This is a genomic window from Neisseria sicca 4320 (assembly GCF_000193735.1).
Classification (GTDB): Bacteria; Pseudomonadota; Gammaproteobacteria; order Burkholderiales; family Neisseriaceae; genus Neisseria; species Neisseria sicca_E.
This window is the reverse complement of the sequence record NZ_AEPF01000038.1, coordinates 1-741: the sequence shown is the minus strand read 5'-3', so window position 1 is coordinate 741 and position 741 is coordinate 1. Positions and strand designations below refer to the sequence as shown.

Sequence of the window (741 nt, the reverse complement as noted above, 5' to 3'; positions counted from 1 at the left end):
AACTTGTTTGATGCTAACTTACACAAAGCTAACTTGACAGGGGCTAAGTTAAAAGGTGCAGATTTAAGGAAAGCTAATTTTCAAAATGCTTGTTTGGTAGAAGCCGACTTACAAAATGCTAATTTGTCATTCGCAAATTTAAAAGAATGCGATTTAAAATGGGAACAATTAAAGTATAACGAGAAGTTATTCTCTGCTAGCATAACAATATTGGATTTTGTTAAGAGCGTTTATCCTGATTGGAAAGACGAAAATGATTCTAAATGGGATGAACTGAAAGAGAATGAGCAAACGAAAGCAATGCAAAAATTTTGTGATGAAACTGGGATGCTGATTTTTGATAAAAGTGGGACACAAATAATGCCTCCCCCTTAGGAAAGTAAAACTTGACTTCAATCGTAACTTATCCCTCAAAGGTCGTCTGAAACCGTAAACTTAGTTTCAGACGACCTTTTCGCATAATAAGACCACGCCAAACACCCCTCCGCCGTCATTCCCGCGCAGGCGGGAATCCATTGCAAATTCTAAGAAACTGATGTTTGAAAAACAGTTGCCGAGAGTTAAAAGTAGATTCCCGCCTGCGCGGGAATGACGGTATTTGGGCAGAAATCTATGCCGCGACGTGCAGCCTGCTCCCTCTCCCGTCCGGCGGGAGAGGGCTGGGGAGAGGGGGCTCTGTGGGCTGCGCGAATTTGATTTCCCCTCAAGCTGCAAAGCCACCCCCATCCTAGCCTTCCCCCG

At 43.6% G+C, this 741-nt stretch carries 1 protein-coding gene; it reads left to right on the top strand.

Annotated features, from left to right (window positions below; all coding sequences use genetic code 11):
* On the top strand, nucleotides 1–375 hold a 375-nt coding region (locus NSCA4_RS13315; RefSeq protein WP_029609474.1), incomplete at its 5' end, for a pentapeptide repeat-containing protein.
* Nucleotides 376–741: the final 366 nt, after the last annotated feature.